Source organism: Enterobacter cloacae complex sp. IR5441, assembly GCF_049238215.1.
In the GTDB taxonomy this organism is placed as follows: Bacteria; Pseudomonadota; Gammaproteobacteria; order Enterobacterales; family Enterobacteriaceae; genus Enterobacter; species Enterobacter hormaechei_C.
The window spans coordinates 1-24,731 of the sequence record NZ_JBMKIA010000018.1 but is presented as its reverse complement, the minus strand read 5'-3'; the positions used below and the strand labels follow the sequence as shown (position 1 = coordinate 24,731).

Sequence of the window (24,731 nt, the reverse complement as noted above, 5' to 3'; positions counted from 1 at the left end):
TAAAGCCCCCTCTCCTGGTGGGAGAGGGGAAGTTATTAACCCTGCTCCCCCATCATCTCCTTCACCAGCTCGACGCAGCGCAGGAAGCGGGAGTCGTAGTCCGACTCTTCCACATGTACAAACTCAACGTTGTTCTCGTTAAGCATCTCTACCAGCATGGTCTGGAACTCCCGCCTGTCCACCGAGCTGCCCAGGCTGCGCATGCCGTCGGCCACCCACGGGGTATTGTTTTCCAGCAGGATCACCAGGTCAAAGCGGTATTCGTCAATCAGCGCCTGCACAAACGGGTGCTCGCGCCCTTCGTACTTTTTGCAGAACGCCTGCGTGGTGACGAAATCGGTATCAATAAAGGCGACTTTATTGGCGTATTTCACCGCAAAATCAATGTACTGGGCATGACCGAGCGCGATTTTATCGTAGTCGGAATACTGCAACGCCATCTCGTCGCCGCCAAGGTGTGAGAAGACGTAATCGCGGCCATACTCCCACGCACTGGTGGTATTGAAGATGTTAGCCAGCTTATTTACCAGCGTCGATTTCCCGCTCGACTCGCCGCCGAGGATCGCCACCGTACGCACGAAGAACGGCTTAACCTCGGTCGGGATGTAGTCCCAGTAACGGAACGGGTTCTCGCGGATCTGCGCCCCGCTGATGTTCATGAAGGTGCGTTTAGGATCGATCAGCACCGTCTCGATGCCCAGATGCTCTCGAAACTGCGGCGCGTCGGACTCTTCAGAGGTGTAGATCCAGTTAGGCGCAATGCCCTTCTCTTCCATAAACGCTTTGATGCCGTTGCTCCACACGTCCCAGCCGTGCGGATACGGCTCCATGCCCTCTTCGTTAAAGGCATGAATACGAATATTTTTCTGATATTTAAAGGTCTGAAGTAGCCAGCGCAGGCGGTCCGGCACGGTGGGCTGCTGCGACATGGCGCTGTCTTCAAACAGCTGGCGATCGCGGGTTTCATCATAACCCATGATGATATGCAGCTCGTCGACCTGGCTACAGGCGCGCTGGATCAGATAGATATGCCCGGTATGCAGCGGGTAGAACTTACCGAACACCACGCCAATGTTCTTTTGCATCCGCGGAAATTCAAGCCCCAGAAAACGGTGCAGCGCTTCCAGCTTCTGCGCGCTGGGGCTTTTGATTTTGGCGTTCAGCAGTTGGCTCAGGTAGCCCTTGGTCATGCCGCTGGCGTCCGCCACCTGCTGCAACGTGCAGCCCTTCTGGCGGATAGCGGTCTTGATGTAGTCAAATGATGACATAAATTACGGTGCCTCCTGCAAAATCGAATACGTAATTATAAGTCGTCAAAGACATTTAACGCATCTGCAAGTTTTTTAACGCCAAAAACCTGCATCCCTTCCGGAATTTTTTTCGGCACGTTGGCGGCCGGAACAATCGCGCGGCGGAAGCCATGTTTTGCCGCTTCGGAGATACGCTCCTGACCGCTCGGCACCGGGCGGATCTCGCCGGCCAACCCTACCTCACCAAATACCACCAGATCCTGCGGCAACGGTCTGTCGCGCAGGCTGGAGACCATTGCCAGCAGCAGCGCCAGGTCCGCGCTGGTTTCCGTAACCTTCACCCCACCAACCACGTTGACGAACACATCCTGATCCGCCATTTGCAGACCGCCGTGACGGTGCAGCACCGCCAGCAGGATCGCCAGGCGGTTCTGTTCCAGACCGACCGCCACGCGCCGCGGGTTGCCCATCATCGAGTGATCCACCAGCGCCTGAATTTCAACCAGCAGCGGACGCGTCCCCTCCCACAGCACCATCACCGAACTACCGGACGTGATCTCGTCGCCACGGCTCAGGAAGATGGCCGACGGGTTGCTGACTTCGCGAAGCCCCTGCTCGGTCATGGCAAACACGCCCAGCTCATTCACCGCGCCAAAGCGGTTTTTATGGCTGCGCAGGGTACGAAAACGGGAATCCGCATCGCCATCGAGCATCACCGAGCAGTCGATACAGTGTTCAAGCACTTTCGGTCCCGCCAGCGAGCCGTCTTTGGTCACATGACCAACCATCACAATCGCCACGCCGCGCGTTTTGGCAAAGCGCGTCAGGTAGGCCGCGGTTTCACGCACCTGCGCCACGCTTCCCGGTGACGACTGAATGTCAGCCATATGCATCACCTGAATGGAGTCAATCACCATCAGCTTCGGCTGCTCTTCTTCGGCGATCATGCAGATCTGCTCGATGCTGGTTTCCGAAAGCATATTCAGATTGCCGGTCGGCAGGCCGAGGCGGTGCGCGCGCATCGCCACCTGCTGAAGTGATTCTTCCCCCGTGACGTACAGGGTTTTCATCTGTTCGGCTAGCTTGCAGAGCGTTTGCAGCAGCAGGGTCGATTTACCCGCGCCCGGGTTACCGCCGATCAGAATGGCGCTGCCCGGCACTACGCCACCGCCGAGCACGCGGTCAAATTCTTTGAATCCGGTGGAAAAGCGCGGCAGTGCTTCCAGGCTGATATCCGAAAGTTTTTGTACCTTCGACACGCCTGCATTGCCCGCATAGCCGCTCAGCCGTTCATTGCGGGCCACGCTCGGCGAAGCCGCCACACCACGCACTTCGGTGATGGTGTTCCAGGCATGACAGGCGCTGCATTGCCCCTGCCAGCGCGGATAATCCGCACCACATTCATTACAGACAAATGCGCGTTTTGGAGCTTTCGCCACGGTTTACCTCGTTATTTCTGTGCGGTCTGCGCGCCGGGTGGCGCTGACGCTTACCCGGCCTACAAAAGCAGGCCGCTATTTTTGATTAATGCTGCCGGAGAGAATACAGAACACCCCCATCAGATCAGCATGACGGATAGTGACTTCCGTCTTTTCATTCACTTTCGGCTTGGCATGGTAGGCAATACCCAGCCCGGCAACTTTGATCATCGGCAGATCGTTCGCGCCATCGCCGATGGCGACGGTCTGCTCGACCGGAATGGCATATTTCTCCGCCAGACGCGTCAGCGTATTGGCTTTGTACTGCGCATCCACGATGTCGCCGATGACCTGTCCGGTGAGTTTGCCGTCCATGATCTCCAGCTCGTTTGCCACCACGGTGGTCAGACGCAGCTTGTCACGCAGGTAGTCGGCAAAGAAGGTGAACCCGCCGGAGGCAATCGCCACTTTCCAGCCGAGCGTCTCCAGCTTGAGCACCAGCTGCGTCAGCCCAGGCATCAGGGGCAGTTCATCGCGCACCTGACGCAAAATGTTAGCATCGGCCCCCTTCAGGGTCGCCACGCGCTGTCTCAGGCTGGCGGTAAAATCCAGCTCGCCGCGCATCGCGCGCTCGGTGACTTCCGCCACCAGCTCGCCGCTGCCCGCCAGTTTAGCAATCTCGTCAATACATTCGATCTGAATGGCGGTGGAGTCCATGTCCATTACCAGCAGGCCGGGCGTTTTCAGGTGCGGAATTTTGCCGAGGGGGGCAACGTCCAGCCCGGCGTCGTGCGCCAGACGCGTGGCGCGCTGCGTCAGGGAACCCGCCAGGCGAATGACCTGATAATCTTCCACGCACCAGGCCGCAACGATGACCATCGCTGCGCCCAGTTTGGTTTGATACTGGGTGAGGCGTTGCTTATCCAGGCCGCGTCCGTACAGCAGCCAGCCGCTACGGCCAGCGTGGTAATCGAGAGGCATCACCTCATCGCCACTTAAAGAGAGCGGCAATCCTGGCCATAAAGAGACATCCGTTGGCAGGTCGCACCAGGTAATGTTCGGCATTGAAGCTCCTGTAATTTCGTTCGCGCCGGAAGGTTCCAGAGGGAAAATAACGCATGAGGCTACCCTGTAACCATCACTTCTGGCAACATTAAGCCGTAAATTTTAAGCAGGTGGAATATGGCTCGCGCAAAACTGAAATTCCGGCTTCATCGCGCCGTGATTGTCCTGATCTGTCTCGCACTATTAGTGGCGCTGATGCAGGGGGCATCCTGGTTTAGCCAGAATCACCAACGACAGCGTAACCCGCAGTTTGAGGAGCTGGCCCGGACGCTGGCGCGCCAGGTGACGCTCAACGTTGCGCCGTCTATGCGCACCGAAACGCCGGATGACAAGCGGATAGCCCAGGTATTGTGCCAGCTTACGGAAAACAGCCGCATTCTGGATGCGGGTGTGTACGATGAACAGGGCGACCTGATTGCCCGCGCGGGTGAGCATGTCGACGTGCGCGACAGGCTGGCGCTGGACGGCAAAAAAGCCGGTGGTTATTTCAACCAACAAATCGTCGAACCCATTCAGGGCAAGAATGGTCCGCTCGGCTATTTACGTCTGACACTCGACACCCACACCCTGCCAACCGAAGCCAAACAGGTGGATAACACCACCAATATTTTGCGCCTGATGCTGCTGCTCTCGCTGGCGATTGGCGTGGTACTGGCGCGCACGCTGCTCCAGGGCAAACGCACCCGCTGGCAGCAGTCGCCGTTCCTGTTAACCGCCAGCAAGTCGGTTCCCGAAGAGGAAGAGAGCGAGAAGAAAGAATAGTGATAAAGTAGGCGGATGATTCGGAAAAGGAACTCTGCCATGTCGACGTTACGCCTGCTAATCTCTGACTCTTACGATCCCTGGTTTAACCTGGCGGTGGAAGAGTGCATCTTCCGCCAGATGCCTGCCACCCAGCGCGTCCTGTTTCTCTGGCGCAACGCCGATACGGTCGTTATTGGTCGCGCGCAAAATCCGTGGAAAGAGTGTAACACCCGCCGTATGGAAGAGGACAACGTCCGCCTGGCGCGACGCAGCAGCGGCGGCGGTGCGGTGTTTCACGATCTGGGCAACACCTGCTTTACCTTTATGGCGGGCAAGCCGGAATACGACAAAACCATCTCGACCTCCATTGTGCTTAACGCGCTCAATTCACTCGGCGTGACGGCTGAAGCCTCGGGACGTAACGATCTGGTCGTGAAAACGCCTGAAGGCGACCGGAAAGTGTCAGGCTCAGCCTACCGCGAAACGATGGATCGCGGATTCCACCACGGCACATTATTGCTGAATGCCGATCTGAGCCGTCTGGCAAACTATCTGAACCCGGACAAGAAAAAGCTCCAGGCTAAGGGAATTACCTCCGTGCGCGGTCGCGTGGCGAATCTGGTGGAGCTCCTGCCGGGGATTACCCATGAGCGCATTTGCGATGCGATCCGCGAGGCCTTTTTCAGGCATTACGGTGAACGCGTAGAAGCCGAGGTGATTTCTCCGGATAAAACCCCGGATCTGCCAAACTTCGCGGAAACCTTCGCCCGCCAGAGCAGCTGGGAGTGGAATTTCGGTCAGGCACCGGCGTTTTCACACCTGCTGGATGAGCGATTTACCTGGGGCGGCGTTGAGCTGCACTTTGACGTCGAGAAAGGCCATATCTCTCGTACCCAGGTATTTACGGATAGTCTTAATCCGGCACCGTTAGAAGCGCTGGCTGCACGTTTGCAGGGCTGTCTCTATCGGGCAGATATGCTGCAACAGGAGTGTGACGCGTTACGTGTTGATTTTCCGGAACAGGAACAAGAGTTGCGGGAGTTATCGGCGTGGATTGCGCAGGCAGTACGCTAATAAAAAAGCCCGCTGGCGCTCTGCTTAGCGGGCCTGGAAAACCGCAGGCCGGGTCAGGCGAAGCCGCCACCCGGCACAACAGGTATTACTCTTTATCGCCCAGCAGAACGGATTCCAGCGCGATTTTGATCATGTCGTTGAAGGTGGTCTGACGCTCGGCAGCGGTAGTCTGCTCGTGGGTACGGATGTGGTCAGACACGGTGCAGATGGTCAGCGCTTTCGCACCGAATTCAGCCGCCACGCCATAAATACCGGCCGCTTCCATTTCCACGCCCAGAATGCCGTATTTTTCCATCACGTCGAACATGTCGCCTTCTGGCGAGTAGAACAGATCGGCAGAGAACAGGTTGCCCACGCGCGCGTCAACGCCCAGCGCTTTTGCCGCGTCAACCGCGTTACGCACCATGTCAAAGTCAGCGATGGCCGCAAAGTCATGATCTTTAAAACGGATGCGGTTAACTTTAGAGTCGGTGCACGCGCCCATGCCGATTACTACGTCACGCAGCTTAACGTCCATACGCACCGCGCCGCAGGAGCCCACGCGGATGATTTTCTTCACGCCGAAGTCGGTGATCAGCTCTTTGGTGTAGATGGAGCAGGATGGGATACCCATGCCGTGACCCATCACGGAGATTTTGCGGCCTTTATAGGTGCCAGTGAAGCCCAGCATGCCGCGCACGTTGTTCACTTCACGCACGTCTTCGAGGAAGGTTTCTGCAATGTGCTTCGCGCGCAGCGGGTCGCCCGGCATCAATACGACGTCAGCGAAATCACCCATTTCTGCATTAATGTGAGGAGTTGCCATCTTCAGTTCCTTTTACATTGTTGTTTTTGCCGGGTGGCGGCTACGCCTTACCCGGCCTACATTCTGTTTCTCCCTCTCCCGGTGGGAGAGGGCCGGGGTGAGGGCATCAGGCCGCACCCAATCCGTTTAGAACATAGCCTTGCCATATTCCATGTCAGACGTACCAAAGTATTTCGCAATCGTCTGGCCGATGTCCGCGAAGGTCTCACGGTGACCCAGCGAGCCCGGTTTGACTTTCGGGCCGTACACCAGCACCGGAATGTGCTCACGGGTGTGGTCGGTACCGGTCCAGGTCGGGTCACAGCCATGGTCAGCGGTCAGGATCAGAATGTCATCTTCCCCCACCAGCTCCATCAGCTCTGGCAGACGGCGGTCAAACAGCTCCAGACCCGCAGCATACCCGGCGACGTCGCGACGGTGGCCCCAGGAGGAGTCGAAGTCCACGAAGTTGGTGAAGACAATGGTCTTATCGCCCGCTTCTTTCATCTCTTTGATGGTGGCGTCGAACAGCGCATCCAGACCGGTCGCTTTGACCTTTTTGGTAATGCCGCAGTTGGCGTAAATGTCCGCGATTTTACCCACGGAAACCACGTGGCCGTCTTTCTCGTCGACGAGTTTTTGCAGCACGGTCGGCGCCGGTGGCTCCACGGCCAGATCGTGACGGTTGCCGGTACGCTGGAAGTTACCCGCTTTGTCGCCGATAAACGGACGCGCGATAACGCGGCCAATGTTGTAGCCGCCTTCGGTCAGCTCTTCACGGGCGATCTCGCACAGCTCGTACAGTTTATCCAGGCCAAACGTCTCTTCATGGCAGGCGATCTGGAACACGGAGTCAGCAGAGGTATAGAAAATCGGTTTACCGGTTTTCATGTGCTCTTCGCCAAGCTGATCCAGAATCACGGTACCGGAAGAGTGGCAGTTGCCGAGGTAGCCCGGCAGGTTGGCGCGCTTCACCAGCTTATCGAGCAGCTCCTGCGGGAAGCTGTTCTCGTGATCGGAGAAGTAGCCCCAGTCAAACAGCACCGGCACGCCGGCAATTTCCCAGTGACCGGACGGAGTATCTTTCCCGGAAGAGAGCTCGTGCGCCCACGCGTAGGCGCCCACGACTTCCGCGTTACCGTCCATACCGGCTGCGATCTTACCGGTAGAGCCTTCATGCGCTTTTACCAGCCCCAGACGGGTCAGGTTTGGCAGGTTCAGAGGGCCTTTACGACCGTTGTCCGCTTCGCCTTTTGCACAGGCTTCCGCGATGTGACCCAGGGTATCGGAACCCACGTCACCAAATCGTTCTGCATCTTCGGTTGCGCCGATGCCGAATGAGTCCAGCACCATAATAAATGCACGTTTCATAATTGTTCTCCGTACTTAGTGCTTCATAAAAATGCGATCAGATCAGTATACCGCTATTCAGTGATACGACGATAGACCGTCGGTGTGGTTTCCGGTGCTTTATCGTCAAGAGATATTGCCGCCTTCACCGCTTTCGCCGCGTCCTGCCAGCTGGCTTCGTCTTTCGCGTGGATCACCGCCAGCGGACGTTGGCCGTCAACGCTGTCGCCCAGACGGGCCATATCGGTAAAGCCGACGCTGTAATCAATGGTGTCCGATGCCTGACGACGACCGCCGCCCATAGACACAACAGCCATGCCGAGCGCGCGGGTATCCATAGCCGAGACAAAGCCTTCGCTGTCCGCATAGACCGCTTTGCTGAGCATCGCGGTGGGCAGGTATTTCGCGTAGTTTTCCACGAAGTCGGTCGGGCCTTTCTGCGCCGCCACCATCCGACCAAAGATCTCCGCCGCTTTGCCGTTGTCCAGCACCGCCTGAAGCTTCGCGCGGGCTTCCGCGTCGTCTTTGGCCAGCTTGCCGGAGATTAACATCTCAACGCACAGCGCCATGGTGACATCGAACAAGCGCGGGTTACGGTATTCGCCTGTGAGGAACTGCACGGCCTCACGGACTTCAACCGCGTTACCGGCGCTGGAGGCCAGCACCTGGTTCATGTCCGTCAGCAGTGCAGTGGTGCGCACGCCCGCGCCGTTGGAGACGCCAACGATCGCTTCGGCCAGCGCCTCAGAGAGTTCATAGGTTGGCATAAACGCGCCGCTGCCCACTTTCACATCCATCACCAGCGCATCCAGACCTTCCGCCAGTTTTTTGGCAAGGATAGAGGCAGTGATCAGCGGGATGGAGTCTACGGTCGCGGTAATGTCACGCGTCGCGTAGAAACGCTTGTCAGCCGGAGCAAGAGAGCTGGTCTGGCCGATAATCGCCACGCCAACGTCTTTAATAATGTCGCGGAAGCGGTTGTCATCCGGGAAGATATCGAAGCCCGGAATGGCTTCCAGTTTGTCGAGCGTACCGCCGGTATGACCCAGGCCGCGCCCGGAAATCATCGGGATGTAACCGCCACAGGCTGCCACCATCGGGCCAAGCATCAGGGAGGTCACGTCGCCCACGCCGCCGGTGGAGTGTTTGTCCACAATCGGGCCGTTGAGGTTGAGGCTTTTCCAGTCCAGAACGGTTCCTGAATCTCGCATCGCCATGGTCAGCGACACGCGCTCAGGCATCGACATATCGTGGAAGAAAATGGTCATCGCCAGAGCCGCAATCTGCCCTTCAGAGATGGTGTTATCACGAATGCCGTTGATAAAAAAGCGGATTTCTTCGTCGCTTAATGCATGACCATCACGTTTTTTACGAATAATTTCTTGTGCGAGAAACACGGTAACCTCCATGCGGAATCGGGTGAATGGCGGCGGATATGTTGACCCGCCCTACGATCCTGTAGGCCGGGTTAGCGTAGCGCCACCCGGCAATTCAACTTAGTAGCTGCTTGCGCTCTTACCGTCACCGTGACCCAGCGCTTTCAGCAGGCTGGCCAGCAGGCTGGACGCGCCGAAGCGGTAGTGGCGGGAATCAGCCCAGTCGGCGCCGAACAGCTCGTCGGCAATCGCCAGGAACTGCTGCGCGTCTTCCGCGGTACGCACGCCGCCCGCCGGTTTGAAGCCAACGGTTTTGGACACGCCCATATCACGGATGACTTCCATCATGATGCGTGCGCTTTCCGGAGTAGCGTTGACCGGCACTTTACCGGTAGAAGTTTTAATGAAGTCCGCGCCCGCTTTGATGGAGATTTCAGACGCCTTACGAATCAGCGCCTCTTCTTTCAGCTCGCCGGTTTCGATGATCACTTTAAGCAGCACGTTTGCCGCCGCACACGCGTCTTTACAGGCTTTCACCAGGTCAAAACCGACCTGCTCGTTGCCGGCGATCAGCGCGCGGTACGGGAATACCACGTCAACTTCGTCTGCGCCGTACGCAATCGCCGCGCGGGTTTCTGCCAGCGCGATCTCGATATCGTCATTGCCGTGCGGGAAGTTAGTTACGGTGGCAATGCGCACATCCGGCGTGCCCTGCTCTTTCAGCGTTTTGCGGGCAATCGGGATAAAGCGCGGATAGATACAGACGGCGGCGGTGTTACCCACTGGCGTTTTCGCCTGATGGCACAGGGCGATGACTTTTTCATTGGTGTCGTCATCGTTCAGGGTGGTCAGGTCCATCAGTTTCAACGCGCGCAGGCTGCTTGCAGTTAAATCGGTCATAACATTCTCCAACGGCAGTGCCGTATAAATTTTACCTTGCGGGTCTGTGAGTATTCTAACATTCACCCGCATCCACACTTCGACATTCATCACAGTTAATGAAAACTGTGTGCAAATTTGCATTACTGTAATGAGATCTTCTTCAAATTTTAGTGCGTTAATTGCTGACTAAATCGGCGATATCCCCGTTCTGATCAAAAGCGCCACCAGGCTGGCTTCCTACAATTCGTTCACCATCCGCAGAACAACCAAGGAAGTGAACATGCCCGACGCCCTGCAACAACGTTGCCAGCACATTGTGACCAGCCCGGTGTTAACCCCGGAACAAAAACGTCATTTTCTGGCGCTGGAAGCGGAGAACAATCTGCCCTATCCCGCCCTGCCAGAGGCGGCCCGCGCCGCGCTGGACGAGGGGTTCATCTGCGACATGTTCGAAGGCCATGCGCCTTACAAACCGCGCTACGTGCTGCCGGACTACGCTAAATTTCTGGCTAACGGCTCAGAATGGCTGGAGCTGGAAGGGGCGAAAGATCTGGATGATGCCCTCTCGCTGCTCACTATCCTTTATCACCACGTTCCGTCCGTCACATCGATGCCGGTCTATCTGGGCCAGCTCGATGAGATACTCAGCCCCTATGTTAAAATTCTAACACAGGATGAAATCGATAGCCGAATAAAACGTTTCTGGCGTTACCTGGACAGAACCCTGCCCGATGCGTTTATGCATGCCAATATCGGCCCGGCGGATACGCCTGTCACCCGAGCCATCCTTCGCGCGGATGCCGAACTGAAGCAGGTTGCGCCGAACCTGACCTTTATCTACGACCCGGATGTAACCCCCGGCGATCTGCTGCTGAGCGTGGCGGAAAACATTTGTGAATGTAGTAAACCGCATATTTCTAATGGCCCGGTGAATGATAAAATTTTCACAAAAGGTCGCTATGGCGTGGTGAGCTGTTACAACTCCCTGCCGCTGGCGGGCGGCGGCAGCACGCTGGTGCGCCTTAACCTGAAGGCGATTGCGGAACACAGCCGCTCACCGGAAGACTTTTTCACCCGTACCCTTCCCCACTACTGCCAGCAACAAATCGCGATCATCAATGCGCGCTGCGATTTTTTATATGAACAATCCGGCTTCTTTGAGAATAGCTTCCTGGTGAAAGAGGGGCTGATTGATGCCGATCGTTTTGTGCCGATGTTTGGCATGTACGGTCTGGCTGAAGCGGTAAATGTGCTGTGCGAGAAAGCAGGTATTACGGGACGTTACGGTAAGAACGAAGAGGCCAATGCGCTGGGCTACCGCATCAGTGAACAGCTTGCGGCGTTTGTTGAAAACACGCCGGTGAAACACGGCTGGCAGCACCGCGCGATGCTACATGCCCAGTCGGGGATCAGTTCCGATTCTGGCACCACGCCGGGCGCGCGTCTGCCGTACGGCGACGAACCGGACCCTGTCAGCCACCTGCTGGCCGTGGCGCCGCATCATAAACACTATCATTCGGGGATCAGCGATATTCTCACCCTGGAGGAAACGGTTAAACGCAATCCTCAGGCTGTGGTCCAGCTGTGCCTGGGGGCGTTCAACGCCGGTATGCGTGAGTTCACCGCGAATGTAGCCGGAAACGACCTCGTGCGCGTCACCGGGTATATGGTGCGGCTCTCCGATCTGGATAAATACCGGGAGGCCGGCTCGCGCACCAACACCACCTGGCTCGGCGAGGAGGCCGCGCGCAATACCCGTATTCTGGAACGGCAGCCACGCGTGATAAGCCATGAACAACAGATGCGCTTTAGTTAGTCAGGTCATACCCTTCTCCTGCGTGGACGGGCCGGGCAGCCGCCTGGCGCTGTTCCTCCAGGGCTGTAACCTGCGCTGCAAAACCTGCCATAACCCGTGGACGATAGGGCGCTGCAACGACTGCGGCGACTGTGTGCCCCACTGTCCTCATGATGCGCTGGCAATTCAGGCCGGGCGCGTCTGGTGGCAGGAGAGTCACTGTCAGCTGTGCGACACCTGTCTGCACCTGTGTCAGCAGCAGGCGACGCCGATGGCGCAGCGCTATAGCGTCGAGGAGATCCTCTCCCGGGTTCGCACGTCCGCGCCGTTTATTGAGGGCGTGACCGTCAGCGGGGGTGAGGCCACCACGCAGCTGCCGTTTTTGGTTGCGCTGTTCACCGCGATCAAAGCCGATCCGTCCCTGCGCCATCTGACGTGCCTGGTGGACAGCAACGGCCTGTTAAGCGAAACCGGCTGGCAAAAGCTGTTACCGGTGTTTGACGGCGCGATGGTGGATCTGAAAGCCTGGGGCAATGAACATCACCGTTTTCTGACCGGGCGCGAAAACACGCAGATCAAGCAGAGCATCCGCTGGCTGGCCGATCGTCATCGCCTGACGGAGCTGCGCCTGCTGGTGATCCCCGCTCGGTGTGATTATCTGCACCATCTGCCATCGCTGACCGCTTTTATCCACGCGTTGGGGAACGTTCCTGTGCGGATCAACGCGTTTCATGCTCATGGGGTTTACGGGGAGGCGGCGCGATGGCGGAGCGCCACGCCGGAGGACATCGAGCCGCTGGCGCAGGCCCTGGAACGGCAGCAGATCACGGTGATCCGCCCGGCCCTTTATTTATAGCGTGATGCCGAAGACCGCGCGGGTGTTTTCCAGCAGCGCGCTGGCAATCACATCTTCAGGCTCCTGACGCAGCTCACACAGCACATCAAAAACGCGCGCCGCCTGCTCCGGGCGGTTGGGCTGGCCCTGAAAACCATTCAGCGGCATGTCAGGCGCATCCGTTTCCAGCAGGAGCGAGGTCAGCGGGAGCTGCGCCATCACATCACGGGTTTTGCTGGCACGCGGATAGGTGATGGTGCCACCGACGCCAATCTTATAGCCCAGCTCAATAAAACGCTGCGCCTGCTGAAGGCTTCCAGCGAAACCATGGACCACGCCCCTGCGCGGCACGTCGATACGCTTCAGGTGCATCGCCAGTTTGTCATGGGTACGTCTGGAGTGGAGGATCACCGGCAGATCGTGGCGCTTTGCCAGCCGGAGCTGCGCATCCAGGATCGTCTGCTGGCGCTCAAACTGCGGATCTTCACGATAGAGATCGAGGCCGATCTCACCGATGGCAACCAGCTTCGTATCCGCATTTTGCAGCGTGGCATCCAGCCTGTCGAGATGGTCATCAAGATGGTGCTCAATAACGATCGGATGCAGACCCAGCGCGGCATACAGCGCATCGTGCTCCCGGGCAAGCGCCAGAACTTTGTCGAATCTCGCCGCTTCAATAGCGGGCACAATAATGGCTCTCACACCGGCCTCAGCCGCGCGCGCAATACTTGATGTTTCCTCCCCGCTAAACGGCGGGAAATCAAAGTGGCAATGGGTATCGATAAAGCAGTGCGTCACGCCAGATCCTCGTTATCGAGTAAGCCATCGTTGGCCTGCGGCGCGTCCACCAGCGGCATCGCCACCGCGTCATTGGCCACAACGGCAGGCGGCAAAATGATGCTTTTATGCCGATGAAGAGGCGGTTGCTCCGCCAGCATTTTCCCGACGGTCGCCAGGAAGTAACGCCCGCACAGCCGCCCCGTTTTGTAATCCATACGCAACGCAGGCAGCCGACTGCCCAGCGCCATGCTCAACAGCGGTTTAGGCGGATAAATTTCAAAGATGCGCAGCTTGCCCGGTGGTTTTTCAATAAAACGCTGCATCGCGCCGTAGGTGGTTTCATGCTGCTTCGCGATATTCACCAGCGGTTGCAGGCTGCTGTCGCCCAGCCAGCGTTCCATCCGCTTAAACCACTGTGGGGTGTAATACATCTGCGAAGGCACCGTGCGGATCACCACAATGGTTTTTGCCCCGCGCCGCGCCGCCTCCTGTACCGGCACCGCGTCGCTGATACCGCCGTCAAGATAGCTTATCCCCTCCAGCAGGGCGCCGGTGCGGTAGAATCCCGGGATCGCGCTGGATGCGCGGATGATATCCAGCCAGTTCTCTTTCTGCGGCGAAAAGTAACCCGGCGAATAGTCATCGCCACGGCTGGCGCACATCCAGAACTCTTTGCCGGTATCGAACAGTCGTGACGCGGTATCCATGGCCAGCGGCATCTGGCTGGAGGTGGCATCCAGTAACCAGTCGAGATCGATCAGGTTCCCGCCGCGTACGAAGCGTACCGGATTGAAGAATTCTTTGGAGGTGGTGTAGCGCATAATCACTTTGCGCGCATAGCCGGGCTGGTTGCAGACATAGGCGGAGAGGTTCTGCGCCCCGGCAGAGGTGCCGAAATAGAGATCGAACGGGTTGAATTGCGCGCGCATAAATTCGTCGAGCACGCCAGCAGTGAAAATACCGCGCTGCCCTCCCCCTTCACAGACCAGCGCAAGCTGGCCTGCATGAAACGGTTTTAACGTCAGCGGCGCAATATTGCCGAGCGTAACGGGAATTCGTTGCCCCACCTCTGCCTTCCTGTTTTCATTATTTTGATGAGACACAGTAACGCACTTCCCCGGTGGTTCTCAAACGAGAAAAAGCCAGTCACGAGGACTGGCTTGAGTTTGTTTAGTAAATATTGCGTTTGCTACGGGCGACGTCGACCCGTAAACAGGCTGACCAGGAACAGAATAATACCGACGACGAAGACAATTTTCGCTGCCCATGCCGCGGTACCCGCCAGTCCACCAAAGCCCAATGCGGCGGCAATTAACGCGATAACCAGAAATATAATGCCCCAACGAAACATAAGCCTCTCCTTTACCATAGTTAATGTCGGCCGCTAAACGTGAGCGCTCAGGTCACTCACCGGCTTTTCCAGAATCGTTTTTATTTCGCCCGCGGTTTTCAGCCTGACGGGCGAATGGTACTGCTTTACTTCGTTTTCAGATCGTTTTTGACGCTTTTCACACCATCAATAGCTTTCGCAATTGACTCGGCACGATCGCTTTGTGCCTGATTCTCAACCGTACCGGACAGCTGGACCACACCATCGGTGGTTTCAACTTTCACCATACGGGATGGCACGATGTCGTCAGCTAACAGTTTAGCTTTGATTTCGCTGGTAGTTGCTGCATCTCCGGCATAGCCCTTCACCGACGATTCTTTGCTGTCACGTACGTGCAGTTTGTCGCTGACGGAGCTTACGCCCTCAACGCCTTTCGCCACTTTAACGGCTTCTTCAGCCTGGGTCTGGCTTTCAACGAAACCGCTCAGGGTGACAACCTTGTTGTCGGTTTTAACAGAAATATCGGTGCTCTTGATGGATTCGTGATCCACCAGTGCGGCTTTCACTTTTGCTGTGATTGAGCTGTCATCCATGAAATTACCGACTTTATTCATAGAGCTATCGATTTTTTCCCCTGCGGTATTGGCGGAATTTTGCGCTTTATCCATGGTGCTGGTTTCCGCCAGAGCAGAACCGCTTACCAAGACACTACCCAATGTTACAGCCAGCAGAGTTTTAGAAATCTTCAGTCTTGTCATATTCATCGATTTATTCCTGTGTTTTGCCCATTATTTGGGCGACATACTTCCCTAATCTTGGTTTTATATATTGCGAATTAACACCGGGGCAAAATGGAGAACCAATGGACATGCATTGAACAGTTAATTCATCCACGCCCGGTGCTAAACACTGAGTTAAATATAGATCACAATCAGAGGGGTGCATTCAGAATTGGGGAAAAAACGAACGAATAGCGAAAAATTGCGGTGAATTAAGAACATTCCGCAAGGGTTTAATAACACAGGAATTAAAGAAGAGCACGGCGGCTGCCGTGCTCTGAAAGGAAATTAATGCTCGCGCGTTTTGCGGAACTGAACATCAGGATAACGTTCCTGCGTCAGGTTCAGGTTTACCATGGTTGGGGCGATATAGGTCAGGTTATCGCCACCGTCCAGCGCCAGCTGAACTTCGTTCTTACGTTTAAATTCTTCGAATTTCTTCACGTCAGAACACTCAACCCAGCGCGCCGTCGCCACGTTCACCGATTCGTAAATCGCTTCCACGTTGTACTCGCTCTTAAGACGGGCAACCACCACGTCGAACTGGAGCACACCCACCGCGCCCACGATCAGATCGTTGTTGGCGATTGGGCGGAACACCTGTACCGCACCCTCTTCGGAAAGCTGGACCAGGCCTTTCAGCAGCTGCTTCTGCTTCAGCGGATCGCGCAGGCGAATGCGGCGGAACAGTTCTGGCGCGAAGTTAGGGATACCGGTGAACTTCATCATTTCGCCTTGCGTGAAGGTATCGCCAATCTGAATGGTACCGTGGTTGTGTAAACCAATGATGTCACCCGGATAGGCTTCTTCTACATGCGAACGGTCGCCCGCCATGAAGGTCAGCGCGTCGGATATCACTACGTCTTTACCGATACGGACCTGACGCAGCTTCATGCCCTTTTCGTACTTACCGGAAACCACGCGCATAAAGGCGACGCGGTCGCGGTGTTTCGGGTCCATGTTGGCCTGAATTTTAAAGACGAAGCCGGAGAACTTCTCTTCCTTCGCTTCTACTTCGCGGGTGTCGGTTTTACGCGGCATCGGCTGCGGGGCCCACTCAACCAGACCGTCGAGCATATGGTCAACGCCGAAGTTGCCGAGTGCGGTACCGAAGAAGACCGGGGTAATTTCACCGCTCAGGAACAGCTCTCTGTCGAACTCGTGGGACGCGCCTTTAACCAGCTCCAGCTCATCGCGCAGCTGGGCGGCCAGCTCTTCACCGACAGCGGCGTCCAGCTCCGGGTTGTCCAGACCTTTCACAATGCGGACTTCCTGAATGGTGTGGCCCTTACCGGTCTGGTACAGGTAGGTTTCGTCTTTATAGAGGTGGTAAACCCCTTTGAACAGCTTGCCGCAGCCAATCGGCCAGGTGATTGGCGCGCAGGCAATCTTCAGCTCGTTTTCCACTTCATCCATCAGTTCCATCGGATCACGGATGTCACGGTCGAGTTTGTTCATAAAGGTGAGGATCGGCGTATCGCGCAGACGGGTGACTTCCATCAGCTTGCGGGTACGATCTTCAACACCTTTCGCGGCGTCGATCACCATCAGGCAGCAGTCCACCGCCGTCAGCGTACGGTAGGTATCTTCGGAGAAGTCTTCGTGCCCCGGGGTGTCCAGCAGGTTCACCAGGCAGTCGTGATACGGGAATTGCATCACGGAGGTGGTAATCGAAATACCACGCTGCTTTTCCATCTCCATCCAGTCGGATTTAGCATGCTGGCTGGAGCCACGGCCTTTAACGGTACCCGCGGTCTGGATCGCCTGTCCGAACAGCAACACCTTCTCGGTGATGGTCGTTTTACCGGCATCCGGGTGCGAGATAATGGCAAAAGTGCGGCGTTTGGCCACCTCTTGCAGATAAGGAGACAACGTCATAATCAATTCTTCTTAGGTAAGCGCGGCAGCAGGCCGCGCATCATGGAATACGAAAAATGCGGCTATTTTACCCATCAACAGGGGGCAGGCAATCATTGTTTACACAGGAGCTGCTCCAGTTCGTTCAATGACGTAACGGTCCAGGTCGGCTCGATGCCTTCCGGCAGCGTGCGACCATGCGCATTCAGCCAGACGGTCGACAGGCCCGATCTCATACCTCCCAGAATATCAGATTCTGCCGTATCCCCCACCATCAGCACGCGATCGCGGTCAGGATTGCCCGCTTGCGCCAGCGCATAATCGAAAATACGCGGATCCGGCTTCGGTACGCCCACCTCTTCGGAGATCACCAGCGCGTCGAAATGATCGCGCAGGCCGGTGCGTTCAAGGCGGATCTGCTGAAGCGCGGTAAAGCCGTTGGTGATGATCCCAAGCTTCACCTTCCCTTTCAGCGAATCCAGCAGAGAAACGGCGCCGGGCAGCGGCGCGCAGATATCTGCCATCGCATTCAGGAAGGCCTCGTTCAGCACCCCAGGACTGACGTTTAACCGTTCAGCCCACACGTCAAACCGCTGATGCTGAAGCTGTAACGCGGTGATGGCTCCGTTCTGGTAATCCACCCACAGCGGTTTGTTCACCGCCTGATAGTCCTGAAAATCTTCCGCGGTGAACGTCACGCTATAGTCGAGAAACATCCGCTGTAGGCCGCCGAACGAGTCAAACGTAAACAGCGTTTCGTCGGCATCAAAGAAAATCCAGTCCCATTTCATCGTTACAACCTTATTTTCGTTATCCAATCGGCAGAGCCATGATAATGGCGTCTTCACGTCCCTCTGCGGTGGGGTAGTAGTTACGGCGGATAGTCGCCTCGTTGAAGCCTAAGCTTTCATAGAGCGCGATGGCGGCGACATTGGACGCACGCACCTCCAGCCACAGGGTGAAAACGTCACGGGTTTCCAGCTCACGAATGAGGTGCTCAAGCAGTTCCCTGCCCAGCCCGCGGCGCTGGTAAGCGGGATCGACCGCGATATTAAACAGCGTCGCCTCGTCCAGAACGACCTGCGTGATGGCGAACGCAGCCATCGCACCGTCAACGTCCAGGCGGAGATTTAAATAGCGTTCGCCCTGATTGCTGGCAAACGTCTTTTCGCTCCACGGAAAGGCATGGGCGCGGGTTTCAATCGCGAACGCGGTGGTCAGGTCAGCCGTCGTGAGGGAAGAAATCGTGTTCATATTCGCAAATTTGTTGCCATAGCGCGCTACGCGCTTTTGGGTTGGCTTTCAGTTCGTCCAGCGCTGGCGAACTGATCTGGCTTCCTTCAAGAGGTAGCTCGTCCACCGCCCCGATTCGCCAGCTGTTACAGCGGCTGTCAGGGGGAAGCATCGCGACGCTTTCAGGCGCCAGCTGTAATACCTGATCGCGGGTCACCTTCAGGGTGCGAAGGACATCCTCAATCAGGGGCTCGTTCAGGGCAGGCGGCGCTTCTGCCACCATCACCAGGCGGACATGCGCAGGTATGGAGATGGCTATTTCGCCCCGCAACGCCGTCGGGCGACGCAAAGCCCACTGGGTAATGCCCAGCTGCTGCAACTGCCAGTCTCGTCGGGATGTCATAGCGAAAACTCCTGTCTCTCAGGCGCGCAAATATAGCAAATGTGTCGAAACTGCGCCATCTACCTACTATAATCCCCGCCTGAGTTTATTGAGGAACAATTCATGTCTGCATTTACCCCGGCAAGTGAAGTCTTGCTGCGTCACAGTGATGATTTCGAAGAAAGCCGTATTCTGTTTGCCGGAGATATGCAGGATGACCTGCCCGCGCGTTTCGACTGTGCTGAAAGCCGTGCCCACACCCAGTACTATCACCACTGGCAGGTGCTGAGCCGCCAGATGGGCGAGCGCGCGCGCTTTAGCCTGGCGGCGGAGCAGAGCGATATTGCTGACTGCGATACGCTCATTTACTACTGGCCGAAAAACAAGCCGGAAGCCCAGTTCCAGCTGATGAACCTGCTTTCTCTGCTGCCGGTCGGCTGCGATATTTTTGTTGTCGGTGAGAACCGCAGCGGGGTGCGTAGCGCAGAGCAGATGCTCGAAGCCTGGGCGCCGCTGACGAAAATCGACAGCGCCCGTCGCTGCGGACTGTACCATGGTCGTCTGGAAAAACAGACCACCTTCGATGCCGACGCCTTCTGGGACGAGTACCAGCTTGACGGCCTGACCATTAAAACCCTGCCGGGCGTGTTCAGTCGTGATGCGCTCGATACGGGCAGCAAGCTGCTGCTGTCCACCCTGACGCCTCACACCAAGGGCAAGGTGCTGGACGTCGGCTGTGGCGCGGGCGTGCTGTCAACGGTTCTCGCCAGCCACTCACCAAAAGTGCGTTTAACCCTGTGTGACGTGAGCGCCCCGGCAGTAGAAGCCAGCCGCGCCACGCTTGCTGCGAATGGCATAGAAGGTGACGTGTTTGCCAGCAACGTTTTCTCCGACGTGACCGGTCGCTTTGACATGATCATCTCTAACCCGCCGTTCCACGACGGAATGGAGACCAGCCTTGAAGCGGCGCAAACGCTGATCCGTGGCGCAACCCGTCACCTCAACAGCGGCGGTGAGCTGCGTATCGTAGCGAACGCCTTCCTCGCGTACCCGAAAGTGCTGGATGAAACCTTTGGCTTCCACGAAGTGATCGCCCAGACGGGCCGCTTTAAGGTCTATCGCACCGTGATGACGCGCCAGGCGAAAAAGTAAACCCCCGGTCCGGCGATGGCCGACGCTGCCATCGCCCATTTTTGCAGCAATCAAAACAACGTGCGCAATTTTCTGTTGACGTAAAGCTGAAAACATCTAGAATGCGCCTCCGTGGTTACGATACTTTTACAGTGTCGATGGTATGCGAAGGTGGCGGAATTGGTAGACGCGCTAGCTTCAGGTGTTAGTGTCCTTACGGACGTGGGGGTTCAAGTCCCCCCCCTCGCACCATAAATCACGTTGATATTGCTCGCACTGGGCGAAGGTGGCGGAATTGGTAGACGCGCTAGCTTCAGGTGTTAGTGTCCTTAGGATGTGGGGGTTCGAGTCCCCCCCCTCGCACCAACGAGGCGATATCAAACCAGTAAGATGACTGTGCGAAGGTGGCGGAATTGGTAGACGCGCTAGCTTCAGGTGTTAGTGTCCTTACGGACGTGGGGGTTCAAGTCCCCCCCCTCGCACCAATTATCTTACATCCCCTCAGCAGTGCCTCCTGTTTTTCCCTTTTATTTCAAACTCATCAGAATCACCAGCAGTCCACTGATTAGCGCAACGCATGATGGCAGCAGCACGTAATGCCGTAACTGTTTGTGCCAGATCATCGCGGATGTCACCAGCAAGCCTGAAACAATCATTGCTTTCCAGACATCAATGGGGAGATCGGCAAACATTAGCCCACCGATAATGGAACCAGGCAGTAATATTCCCCACCCACTTCCCAGCGCTTTGCTCAACATGGTTTCACCTCTCGCACTGATAATGATAACCAGTATCATATGATAGTAATTATCACTTGTCAGCATGCGACGTAGAAATTGCGCCAGCAATTGCTTTCCCATAATGACAGAGAATGTGTAAGGTGATAAATTGCCCACCTGTTAACTTCCGATAAAGTTTTTCTGATAATAAAAATTCATTTTTGTAGCACCCAATATTACACAACAACACCTTGCTCATTGTTTTAATTGAGTTTTGATAAAAACGCACGCATATGACATCACAATCCTGGCTGTCTTTAGTCAACAAGAAATATCAGCTATCTTTACGTTTGTTTTTATTTCTGAACGCCGCATCAGCATTGTTCTCGGTAACAAACCCTCTCTATTCCGTGCGTGTGTTATCAGTCCCGCTCTTTGCCGTAATGACTATCAGCACAGGCTTACTTATCTGGCACTGGAAAAACAGCACGCGAAAAATAAATATCCCTGTTGTTTCAGCTATTTTTGGTCTTTTATGGGCCTGGCAGATCGTCTCTAAATTTCTGTTAATCACGCACGATCACGCGACCTATTTAATGATGGCGCTATTAACAGTGCTTTTTATAGGGTCTCTGGCGTTCGCGAGTAATATTAAAGCCTTTACGTTACATTCATTTCCCGCTTTTATATCCTGCCTGTGGCTTAGTCCGTCCGAAAACTGGCTGAGAATGGCCTATTTTTTCGCGCTGCCGGTGGTCGCTATTGGTATCCATCATGTTCTTCAGCGGCGCAATGACCGTTTCGCCCAGGAGCTGCTTTCCGAACTGCTGGAGGAGCGCGAAACCCTGACCGATCTCAGCATGATGGACCCGCTCACCGGCCTATATAACCGTCGCGGGCTGCAAAGCCGGCTGGAGAATCTTCCCAGGCCTGACGCTGGCGAGCACTTCGTGCTGCTAATGGATATCGACCACTTCAAAGCCTACAACGACCATTATGGCCATATGATGGGCGATCAGGCCTTGATCAGGGTCTCGGCTGCGATACGCGACGCCGTGCGCTCACGCGATGTTGTCGCCCGGTTTGGCGGGGAAGAATTTATGGTGCTGTTGAGTAACATCCCGCTGGAGCAAGCGCGACAGACGGCTGAACGCATACGTCAGAAGGTTTACGATCTTAAAATCCCCCATATGTTTAACGAAAGCGTCGCCACTAACGTGACCATCAGCATCGGCATCGCCATGTTCGAAGGTGACGACGTTGAGGGCGCGCTGGCGAAAGCCGATAAAGCCCTCTATGAAGCCAAGCATATGGGACGTAACAGCATTCTGCTGAGCGAAGAGCTTCATACCGCCTGAAACCGCCTTCACAGCGCCAGGATAAAACGCTTGCGCTCGGTTTTATCTATAGTTAGGATTGGCAATCATTATCATTTAGATTTGTAATCCACACTATGGCGACTCGTACCGCACACATCGTTGAGCCCCTGCTCTGGCGAGCTCCACTCTCCGCCGGGGAAACGACGCTTGCGGATGCCATTCGGGAAAAAATTGCCGTAACGCGCGCCCATCTGCTGGATTTCATCAAACTGGATGAAGCACCGCCGCATCATGCTCTGACGCTGACTGAGTGGCAACGCCCTGCGGAGCTGCGGTCACTGCTGGCAACCTATTCCGACCATATTTATCGTAACCAACCTACCCTGACGCGGGAAAACAAACCGCTGTTATCCCTCTGGGCACAGTGGTATATCGGGCTGATGGTGCCGCCTGTCATGCTGGCCCTGTTGACCCAGGAAACGATGCTCGATCTCTCGTCGGAACATTTCCATGTTGAGTTTCATGAAACCGGGCGCGCTGCCTGTTTCTGGATTGATGTACACGAAGATCCGAGCGCGAGACACTTGTCAGCGCAGGCGCGTATGGAACGGCTGATTACAAGAGCGCTGGTTCCGGTCATTGATGCGCTGGAAGCGACGGGAGAGATTAACGGCAAACTGATCTGGAGTAATACCGGGTATCTTATCCACTGGTATTTAACGGAGATGAAGCCGCTGCTCGGCGACGAGAAAGTGGATGCACTGCGTCAGAGCTGTTTCTTTGCCAGACAGCTGTCGGATGGACGGGACAACCCTCTTTACCGCACCGTGGTTCCGCGTGAGGGACTTCTGGTACGTCGTACCTGCTGTCAGCGCTACCGTCTGCCGGACGTGCAGCAGTGTGGCGATTGCACGCTTAAGTAGTCTGGCCCGGCCTGAAACCCGCAGAGAGAGGGAACAAACATTAAAAACGGCAACCTACGTTGCCGTTTTGCTTTTACCTAAGCGACCTGCTGATTTTCCTCTTCTCCATTACGCTGTGCTTCTTCCGCTTCCTGCTGAAGCAACTGTTTCTCGTACACCTTGAAGAACGGGAAATAGATAATGGCGGAAACGCAGGCCAAAACCAGCACCAGAATGGCTGCACGGAAATCCCAGCCCAGCGCCCAGGCGGCACCAACCGGAGCCGGTGCCGTCCACGGCACAACGGAAATCACGCGGCCAATCAGATCAAACTTCATCGCTGCCCATGCCAGCACGGCATTAACCATCGGCGCCAGCAGGAAAGGAATAAAGAACACCGGGTTCATCACAATCGGCGTACCGAAAATCACCGGTTCATTGATATTGAAAATGCTTGGTACCACGCTCAGACGTCCAATGGAGCGCAGGTGCGCGGAGCGGCTACGCAGATAGCAGAACACCAGCCCCATCGTCGCCCCCGATCCGCCGATAACGATAAAGAACGTCCAGAAGGCTTCCATAAAGATGTGTGGCAAAGGCTGGCTCGCCGCCAGCGCGGTCTGGTTCGCCCCCAGGTTTGTCAGCCAGAACATTTGCAGCATCCCGGAGACAATCGCCGCGCCGTGGATCCCGGCAAACCACAGCAGGTGGCCAATCAACACCGCCAGCAGGATCGCAGGGAGCGAGTCAGCCGCAGAGACCAGCGGTTTGAATATCGACATGATGGCCTGTGGGATCAGCATACCGAACTGCGACTGGATCAGCAGGCTCAGCGGGTAGAGCGTGAGCACCACCACCAGCACCGGGATCAGCAGGTCAAACGAGTTTTTGATCATCGGTGGAACCTGGTCTGGAAGGCGGATCCCGATATTGTGTGCTTTCAGGAAACGCATCATCTCAACGCAATAGATCGCCACCAGAATCGCGGTGAAAATACCGGTCCCTCCCAGGCTATCCACCGGTAAAGCGCCTTTGGTTTTAGGGGCAGCGACCAGCAGGAACGCCATCAGCGACAGCATCGCGCACATGAACGGATCCAGCTGATGCGTTTTAACGTAATGTTTGCCCAGGTTGTAGGCAATAGCCGCACAGATATAAAGGGACATCACCCCCATTGTCATATCAAACGGCGTCAGAATTTGACCTTCAAACTGCTTCGCCATATCCAGCCAGGCGCGAGCAAAACCCCAGGTGGTATCAGGCGAAAAAGGCGGGTAAGCGAACACTAATAAAAACGAGCCTACAATCATAAACGGCATCGCTGAGATAAACCCGTCACGAATAGCCATAACGTGACGCTGGGAAGAGATGCGCCCCGCAATAGGGCTGACATAATTTTCAACGAAGCGGAAAATCAGATTAAATGCAGCGTGGTTGGCAGACATAGCAGATCTCCTGTCAGACGTTCGTTTTGGACGCTCTCACGTCACACGTTGTTCCATACATCAGCGTCACAACCTTGCCGGATCGTGTACCTGCGGTACTGCTCAAACGGAATGGTTTCATAATTAGCTCTTATTATTAGATACAGGGGAAGTTACACACTTAGTACTGAGAGATCCCCTCATAATTTCCCCAAAGCGTAACCATGTGTGAATAAATTTTGAGCTAGTAGGGTTGCAGCCACGAGTAAGTCTTCCCTTGTTATTGTGTAGCCAGAATGCCG

The 24,731-nt window shown here is 55.9% G+C and carries 25 protein-coding genes and 3 tRNA genes; 10 read left to right on the top strand and 18 right to left on the bottom strand.

Going from position 1 to position 24,731, the window contains the following annotated elements:
• Positions 1 to 35: 35 nt before the first annotated feature.
• The 3 genes from nadR to serB all read right to left on the bottom strand — a co-directional run bounded on the left by nadR (position 36) and on the right by serB (position 3,733).
• Positions 36 to 1,268, bottom strand: a complete 1,233-nt coding sequence (gene nadR, locus ACOTX5_RS17795; RefSeq protein ID WP_015572616.1) for a multifunctional transcriptional regulator/nicotinamide-nucleotide adenylyltransferase/ribosylnicotinamide kinase NadR — start codon at positions 1,266 to 1,268, stop codon at positions 36 to 38.
• A 35-nt stretch (positions 1,269 to 1,303) separates the two neighbouring features.
• The gene (gene radA, locus ACOTX5_RS17790) at positions 1,304 to 2,689 is read right to left on the bottom strand and encodes a DNA repair protein RadA (protein WP_003856523.1); all 1,386 of its coding nucleotides are present in this window, start codon (positions 2,687 to 2,689) and stop codon (positions 1,304 to 1,306) included.
• Positions 2,690 to 2,764: 75 nt separating this feature from the next.
• Positions 2,765 to 3,733 carry a phosphoserine phosphatase gene (gene serB, locus ACOTX5_RS17785; protein ID WP_003856524.1) on the bottom strand — a complete coding sequence of 323 codons (969 nt, stop codon included), beginning with the start codon at positions 3,731 to 3,733 and terminating at the stop codon, positions 2,765 to 2,767.
• A 117-nt stretch (positions 3,734 to 3,850) separates the two neighbouring features.
• On the opposite strand from serB, the gene ACOTX5_RS17780 reads away from it, so the two are divergent.
• Together ACOTX5_RS17780 and lplA are read left to right on the top strand one after the other, a co-directional pair.
• The gene (locus ACOTX5_RS17780; RefSeq protein WP_045911293.1) at positions 3,851 to 4,495 is read left to right on the top strand and encodes a YtjB family periplasmic protein; all 645 of its coding nucleotides are present in this window, start codon (positions 3,851 to 3,853) and stop codon (positions 4,493 to 4,495) included.
• Positions 4,496 to 4,534: 39 nt separating this feature from the next.
• On the top strand, positions 4,535 to 5,551 hold the full coding sequence (lplA, locus tag ACOTX5_RS17775) for a lipoate--protein ligase LplA (protein WP_015572614.1): 1,017 nt from the start codon (positions 4,535 to 4,537) through the stop codon (positions 5,549 to 5,551).
• An 85-nt stretch (positions 5,552 to 5,636) separates the two neighbouring features.
• Here lplA and deoD read toward each other — a convergent pair whose 3' ends face one another.
• The 4 genes from deoD to deoC form a co-directional block, all read right to left on the bottom strand.
• Positions 5,637 to 6,356 carry a purine-nucleoside phosphorylase gene (gene deoD / locus ACOTX5_RS17770; RefSeq protein WP_003856538.1) on the bottom strand — a complete coding sequence of 240 codons (720 nt, stop codon included), beginning with the start codon at positions 6,354 to 6,356 and terminating at the stop codon, positions 5,637 to 5,639.
• A 126-nt stretch (positions 6,357 to 6,482) separates the two neighbouring features.
• Positions 6,483 to 7,706, bottom strand: coding sequence for a phosphopentomutase (gene deoB, locus ACOTX5_RS17765; protein ID WP_003856540.1), 1,224 nt, complete (start codon positions 7,704 to 7,706; stop codon positions 6,483 to 6,485).
• Positions 7,707 to 7,759: 53 nt separating this feature from the next.
• Positions 7,760 to 9,082, bottom strand: coding sequence for a thymidine phosphorylase (gene deoA, locus ACOTX5_RS17760; protein WP_017383831.1), 1,323 nt, complete (start codon positions 9,080 to 9,082; stop codon positions 7,760 to 7,762).
• Positions 9,083 to 9,181: 99 nt separating this feature from the next.
• On the bottom strand, positions 9,182 to 9,961 hold the full coding sequence (deoC, locus tag ACOTX5_RS17755) for a deoxyribose-phosphate aldolase (protein WP_003856543.1): 780 nt from the start codon (positions 9,959 to 9,961) through the stop codon (positions 9,182 to 9,184).
• Positions 9,962 to 10,223: 262 nt separating this feature from the next.
• Here deoC and ACOTX5_RS17750 point away from each other — a divergent pair, with 262 nt between their 5' ends.
• On the top strand, positions 10,224 to 11,759 hold the full coding sequence (locus ACOTX5_RS17750) for a YjjI family glycine radical enzyme (RefSeq protein WP_045911294.1): 1,536 nt from the start codon (positions 10,224 to 10,226) through the stop codon (positions 11,757 to 11,759).
• Positions 11,734 to 12,594, top strand: coding sequence for a YjjW family glycine radical enzyme activase (locus ACOTX5_RS17745; RefSeq protein ID WP_234101243.1), 861 nt, complete (start codon positions 11,734 to 11,736; stop codon positions 12,592 to 12,594). The genes ACOTX5_RS17750 and ACOTX5_RS17745 overlap by 26 nt, the downstream gene beginning before the upstream one ends.
• On the opposite strand, the gene ACOTX5_RS17740 is transcribed toward ACOTX5_RS17745, so the two are convergent.
• From ACOTX5_RS17740 to ACOTX5_RS17705, 8 genes are all read right to left on the bottom strand, one after another.
• Positions 12,589 to 13,371, bottom strand: coding sequence for a TatD family hydrolase (locus ACOTX5_RS17740; protein ID WP_032652508.1), 783 nt, complete (start codon positions 13,369 to 13,371; stop codon positions 12,589 to 12,591). The genes ACOTX5_RS17745 and ACOTX5_RS17740 overlap by 6 nt on opposite strands.
• The gene (locus ACOTX5_RS17735; protein WP_003856550.1) at positions 13,368 to 14,420 is read right to left on the bottom strand and encodes a patatin-like phospholipase family protein; all 1,053 of its coding nucleotides are present in this window, start codon (positions 14,418 to 14,420) and stop codon (positions 13,368 to 13,370) included. The genes ACOTX5_RS17740 and ACOTX5_RS17735 overlap by 4 nt, the downstream gene beginning before the upstream one ends.
• Positions 14,421 to 14,542: 122 nt before the next feature.
• On the bottom strand, positions 14,543 to 14,704 hold the full coding sequence (locus ACOTX5_RS17730) for a DUF1328 domain-containing protein (protein WP_003856556.1): 162 nt from the start codon (positions 14,702 to 14,704) through the stop codon (positions 14,543 to 14,545).
• 125 nt (positions 14,705 to 14,829) lie between these two features.
• The gene (gene osmY, locus ACOTX5_RS17725) at positions 14,830 to 15,447 is read right to left on the bottom strand and encodes a molecular chaperone OsmY (protein WP_015572610.1); all 618 of its coding nucleotides are present in this window, start codon (positions 15,445 to 15,447) and stop codon (positions 14,830 to 14,832) included.
• A gap of 303 nt (positions 15,448 to 15,750) precedes the next feature.
• On the bottom strand, positions 15,751 to 17,340 hold the full coding sequence (gene prfC, locus ACOTX5_RS17720; RefSeq protein ID WP_006810210.1) for a peptide chain release factor 3: 1,590 nt from the start codon (positions 17,338 to 17,340) through the stop codon (positions 15,751 to 15,753).
• Between the two features lie 92 nt (positions 17,341 to 17,432).
• The gene (yjjG, locus tag ACOTX5_RS17715) at positions 17,433 to 18,110 is read right to left on the bottom strand and encodes a pyrimidine 5'-nucleotidase (RefSeq protein WP_023295889.1); all 678 of its coding nucleotides are present in this window, start codon (positions 18,108 to 18,110) and stop codon (positions 17,433 to 17,435) included.
• Positions 18,111 to 18,129: 19 nt separating this feature from the next.
• Positions 18,130 to 18,573: a ribosomal protein S18-alanine N-acetyltransferase gene (gene rimI, locus ACOTX5_RS17710; RefSeq protein WP_003856565.1), complete on the bottom strand. Its 444-nt coding sequence runs from the start codon at positions 18,571 to 18,573 to the stop codon at positions 18,130 to 18,132.
• Positions 18,542 to 18,955, bottom strand: a complete 414-nt coding sequence (locus ACOTX5_RS17705; RefSeq protein WP_023295888.1) for a DNA polymerase III subunit psi — start codon at positions 18,953 to 18,955, stop codon at positions 18,542 to 18,544. The genes rimI and ACOTX5_RS17705 overlap by 32 nt, the downstream gene beginning before the upstream one ends.
• A 102-nt stretch (positions 18,956 to 19,057) precedes the next feature.
• On the opposite strand from ACOTX5_RS17705, the gene rsmC reads away from it, so the two are divergent.
• The 4 genes from rsmC to ACOTX5_RS17685 all read left to right on the top strand — a co-directional run bounded on the left by rsmC (position 19,058) and on the right by ACOTX5_RS17685 (position 20,550).
• Positions 19,058 to 20,086 carry a 16S rRNA (guanine(1207)-N(2))-methyltransferase RsmC gene (gene rsmC / locus ACOTX5_RS17700; RefSeq protein ID WP_015572609.1) on the top strand — a complete coding sequence of 343 codons (1,029 nt, stop codon included), beginning with the start codon at positions 19,058 to 19,060 and terminating at the stop codon, positions 20,084 to 20,086.
• A gap of 144 nt (positions 20,087 to 20,230) precedes the next feature.
• Positions 20,231 to 20,317: transfer RNA gene (locus ACOTX5_RS17695), tRNA-Leu, on the top strand.
• A gap of 28 nt (positions 20,318 to 20,345) precedes the next feature.
• Positions 20,346 to 20,431 (top strand) — tRNA-Leu (locus ACOTX5_RS17690).
• 32 nt (positions 20,432 to 20,463) lie between these two features.
• Positions 20,464 to 20,550: transfer RNA gene (locus ACOTX5_RS17685), tRNA-Leu, on the top strand.
• 42 nt (positions 20,551 to 20,592) lie between these two features.
• Here the strand turns inward: ACOTX5_RS17685 and ACOTX5_RS17680 are convergent.
• On the bottom strand, positions 20,593 to 20,862 hold the full coding sequence (locus ACOTX5_RS17680; RefSeq protein WP_026080652.1) for a DUF1435 domain-containing protein: 270 nt from the start codon (positions 20,860 to 20,862) through the stop codon (positions 20,593 to 20,595).
• A 215-nt stretch (positions 20,863 to 21,077) separates the two neighbouring features.
• On the opposite strand from ACOTX5_RS17680, the gene ACOTX5_RS17675 reads away from it, so the two are divergent.
• The gene (locus tag ACOTX5_RS17675) at positions 21,078 to 22,142 is read left to right on the top strand and encodes a GGDEF domain-containing protein (protein ID WP_017694554.1); all 1,065 of its coding nucleotides are present in this window, start codon (positions 21,078 to 21,080) and stop codon (positions 22,140 to 22,142) included.
• Between the two features lie 95 nt (positions 22,143 to 22,237).
• Positions 22,238 to 23,026: a siderophore-iron reductase FhuF gene (gene fhuF, locus ACOTX5_RS17670; protein ID WP_003856570.1), complete on the top strand. Its 789-nt coding sequence runs from the start codon at positions 22,238 to 22,240 to the stop codon at positions 23,024 to 23,026.
• 77 nt (positions 23,027 to 23,103) lie between these two features.
• Here the strand turns inward: fhuF and ACOTX5_RS17665 are convergent, their stop codons facing one another.
• Both ACOTX5_RS17665 and ACOTX5_RS17660 read right to left on the bottom strand, forming a co-directional pair.
• The gene (locus tag ACOTX5_RS17665) at positions 23,104 to 24,450 is read right to left on the bottom strand and encodes a PTS cellobiose transporter subunit IIC (RefSeq protein WP_003856571.1); all 1,347 of its coding nucleotides are present in this window, start codon (positions 24,448 to 24,450) and stop codon (positions 23,104 to 23,106) included.
• 179 nt (positions 24,451 to 24,629) lie between these two features.
• On the bottom strand, positions 24,630 to 24,731 hold a 102-nt coding region (locus ACOTX5_RS17660; protein WP_223230349.1), incomplete at its 5' end, for a hypothetical protein.

What these genes read in the sequence shown, in the direction of transcription:
- nadR (WP_015572616.1), bottom strand. Translation starts at nt 1,268, where the DNA reads ATGTCATCATTTGACTACATCAAGACCGCTATCCGCCAGAAGGGCTGC.
- serB (WP_003856524.1), bottom strand. Translation starts at nt 3,733, where the DNA reads ATGCCGAACATTACCTGGTGCGACCTGCCAACGGATGTCTCTTTATGG.
- ACOTX5_RS17780 (WP_045911293.1), top strand. Translation starts at nt 3,851, where the DNA reads ATGGCTCGCGCAAAACTGAAATTCCGGCTTCATCGCGCCGTGATTGTC.
- lplA (WP_015572614.1), top strand. Translation starts at nt 4,535, where the DNA reads ATGTCGACGTTACGCCTGCTAATCTCTGACTCTTACGATCCCTGGTTT.
- deoD (WP_003856538.1), bottom strand. Translation starts at nt 6,356, where the DNA reads ATGGCAACTCCTCACATTAATGCAGAAATGGGTGATTTCGCTGACGTC.
- deoB (WP_003856540.1), bottom strand. Translation starts at nt 7,706, where the DNA reads ATGAAACGTGCATTTATTATGGTGCTGGACTCATTCGGCATCGGCGCA.
- deoC (WP_003856543.1), bottom strand. Translation starts at nt 9,961, where the DNA reads ATGACCGATTTAACTGCAAGCAGCCTGCGCGCGTTGAAACTGATGGAC.
- ACOTX5_RS17750 (WP_045911294.1), top strand. Translation starts at nt 10,224, where the DNA reads ATGCCCGACGCCCTGCAACAACGTTGCCAGCACATTGTGACCAGCCCG.
- ACOTX5_RS17745 (WP_234101243.1), top strand. Translation starts at nt 11,734, where the DNA reads ATGAACAACAGATGCGCTTTAGTTAGTCAGGTCATACCCTTCTCCTGC.
- ACOTX5_RS17730 (WP_003856556.1), bottom strand. Translation starts at nt 14,704, where the DNA reads ATGTTTCGTTGGGGCATTATATTTCTGGTTATCGCGTTAATTGCCGCC.
- osmY (WP_015572610.1), bottom strand. Translation starts at nt 15,447, where the DNA reads ATGAATATGACAAGACTGAAGATTTCTAAAACTCTGCTGGCTGTAACA.
- prfC (WP_006810210.1), bottom strand. Translation starts at nt 17,340, where the DNA reads ATGACGTTGTCTCCTTATCTGCAAGAGGTGGCCAAACGCCGCACTTTT.
- yjjG (WP_023295889.1), bottom strand. Translation starts at nt 18,110, where the DNA reads ATGAAATGGGACTGGATTTTCTTTGATGCCGACGAAACGCTGTTTACG.
- rimI (WP_003856565.1), bottom strand. Translation starts at nt 18,573, where the DNA reads ATGAACACGATTTCTTCCCTCACGACGGCTGACCTGACCACCGCGTTC.
- ACOTX5_RS17705 (WP_023295888.1), bottom strand. Translation starts at nt 18,955, where the DNA reads ATGACATCCCGACGAGACTGGCAGTTGCAGCAGCTGGGCATTACCCAG.
- rsmC (WP_015572609.1), top strand. Translation starts at nt 19,058, where the DNA reads ATGTCTGCATTTACCCCGGCAAGTGAAGTCTTGCTGCGTCACAGTGAT.
- ACOTX5_RS17680 (WP_026080652.1), bottom strand. Translation starts at nt 20,862, where the DNA reads ATGATACTGGTTATCATTATCAGTGCGAGAGGTGAAACCATGTTGAGC.
- ACOTX5_RS17675 (WP_017694554.1), top strand. Translation starts at nt 21,078, where the DNA reads ATGACATCACAATCCTGGCTGTCTTTAGTCAACAAGAAATATCAGCTA.
- fhuF (WP_003856570.1), top strand. Translation starts at nt 22,238, where the DNA reads ATGGCGACTCGTACCGCACACATCGTTGAGCCCCTGCTCTGGCGAGCT.
- ACOTX5_RS17665 (WP_003856571.1), bottom strand. Translation starts at nt 24,450, where the DNA reads ATGTCTGCCAACCACGCTGCATTTAATCTGATTTTCCGCTTCGTTGAA.